General features: G+C 47.3%; 2 protein-coding genes. Both read right to left on the reverse strand.

The genetic code is table 11. The features are described 5' to 3' along the window. Positions 1-234 precede the first annotated feature (234 nt). The gene (locus HF984_RS11225; RefSeq protein WP_168615736.1) at positions 235-435 is read right to left on the reverse strand and encodes a hypothetical protein; all 201 of its coding nucleotides are present in this window, start codon (positions 433-435) and stop codon (positions 235-237) included. A gap of 17 nt (positions 436-452) precedes the next feature. Beyond that, the coding region (locus tag HF984_RS11230; RefSeq protein ID WP_210729730.1) for an RHS repeat protein at positions 453-2,542 on the reverse strand (2,090 nt) is incomplete at its 5' end.

Consider the following 2,542-nt stretch of genomic DNA (forward strand, 5'->3'; position numbering starts at 1 on the left):
CAGTGGTGGAGCGGGTCATCGCTCACATTAAGACCTGGCGGGTTCTGCACATGGGTTTCAGACGGCCGTTGAGCTCGTATCAGCGGGTGTTCTCGGTAGTTCGCGGGTTGGTGTTTTTGGCGGCTGGGAGGACTTTTGAATAAGCCTCATTATTTAGATAAATTTTAATTAATTACAGAAAAGGCATCTCCAAATCAATGAAGATGCCTTTTTCTTTAATTAATTGTTTTAGAGCTATTTATTTTTAGATTCGTAATCATAAATATTCTTATCTCTATTTTTACCATAACCATAGAAACCAAAAATCATTCCTAGGCAAAATAACATAGTTCCGATAATGCTTAATCTGCCTAGATAGCCCTCAATTCCTAAAAGAATAAAACCCGATACGCAAAATGCTGCGGAATAACCTATTGGTGATATTTTATTGAACATAATAATATATCTTTCTCTTAGTTGATAGGGATACTAATGTTCAGCTCTGGGCCAATTGAGAAACCTTCAACTCCGCCGCCGCCCCCCTCAACGTTGGCTCCATTTCCTAGTAGGGAAACATCAAAGGCTCCAGATCCTCCAACACCGATGCCACCATCTATAGAGCCTCCAGCACTAATATCAAACTTTCCTGCATCGTCGGTGCTATCTCCCACAATCAGGTGCATATCTTCGCCTGCCGCTGCCCCGATACTAAATTCTAGATTAACTTTTCCTGTCTCAGAGTTATAGTTAAAACCACCTGAGCCACAGAAAGCCATACAAAAACCCGCATCTACCATCAGTCGACCTGTTGGGTCATAATTATTCACCGGATCAGCACCCGCATACGCATAACGATTAGCATTCACCGGATCAAACGGAGCATCCAACGAATCCTGCTGAACCCACACACCCTGGCCCGGATCATAAAAACGCACACCAAAGAGGAAACGACCCGTACCACCACGATCCACCATGCCAAAACGGTAACGGAACGGATCAAACACATCACGAGAAACAACCGTCGTCTTCTCATCACGCGCACCATAAGGATCAAACTCCTTATACGTACTCGTCGTACCATCATCCTTCACCAAGCGGATATCAGAATCAACCGGATCAGAAATATACATATGCACACTCTTCTTATCCGTATCACGCAAAAACAACGGCGCACCCGTCACAGGATCATGCTCCACAAACGCCGTAGCACCATCATGACGGACCTTCTCCACCATTGGATTCCCATACCGGTCATTCAGACCATGCGTATAGACAAAAGTACCTTCCTTCGACGAAGACTGAGCAATCAACTGCTTCTGACTCATCCCCGCGAAAGTATTCTTAGTCGTATTCGACCCATCCTTGAGCGCTGATTCCACGTTCTGATTCACCGTGTTATAGGTCAACGACGCCTGATCAGAAGAGACCAGGTTGCCATCAGCATCATACTTCCAGTTATCACTGGTCACCTGGTTCTGCGCGTTGAAAGTGTCACCATCAGTAATAACCTGACCATCACCCTTCGTCTGCACGGTCTTGATTTTATTACCACGCACATCATAGGTGTACTCATACTTACCCTCCGGGCTACCGGGAGTATTCACCGTGAGCAGATGCCCAGCCTGATCGTAAGTGTAGGATGTGACGAACCCATTACCGGCGGCAGGGTTAGCAGTGTACATCGCTTGAATCTTATCCACAGCATTCGTTGCATCTGTGGGGCATGAACGAGGATCAGCACCCGGCACATAACAATACTTCTTCTCAGACAGTGTCATCGCACCATCAGGATTCTGTGGTGTCACGGGTGCTTCTTTAGCTTTTTGGACTTTCTCGCCAATCAGATTACCGGAGCGATCATAATCAGAGTGCTTCCACACTTCCCAATTCTGCGCACCAGTATTAGCATCAGCCCCGTACCAGGTATCCGTACGACGTCCACGATCATCGGTAGCGAACTTAATCGTCTTCTTCACACCCGACTCCGTGTAATCCACGCTATCGAGTGTGCCACCAGCGGTGTAATTGTAATTATTCGTCAAACCGTCCAAGGTTTTAGCAATCAGCTTGCCCTCACGGTCATACTTATAATCAATCTTGGTCGTCTGTGCAGCCTCGCTGCCAACAGCGGCCTGCCAAACAGATTGAGAAATCACCTCACCACGAGTGCTATAGGTGAAAGTAGTGCTCTGAGTAGAAACCCCCTTAGCCCGGTTAGCAACCTTTGTCACTCGGCCCAAAGCATCATACGTCGTATCCTGCACCGCATCAGCAACAGTAGAGCCCTTGGGGTAAGAGGCGACCTTGGTGACCAGGGAGGTATTACCGTCATAGGTGTACTTGATAACGCCACCACGTCCGGTGGTCTTAGAGATTAAACGTCCCAAATCATCGTAAGAATAGGACTCAGCGGTCAGTGAGCCGCCGGTGGCTGGAATGAAGTGTCCCAGGTTTTGTTCCGTTTGAGTAGATGGGAAAATCTGGAATATGCCAAGAAAATTTGACCAGGATGCAAAGGACCGTGTGGTCCGTCTTGTAGAGGACCGCATCTTGGCGGAAAATA

This window comes from Rothia terrae, assembly GCF_012396615.1.
GTDB lineage: Bacteria > Actinomycetota > Actinomycetes > Actinomycetales > Micrococcaceae > Rothia > Rothia terrae.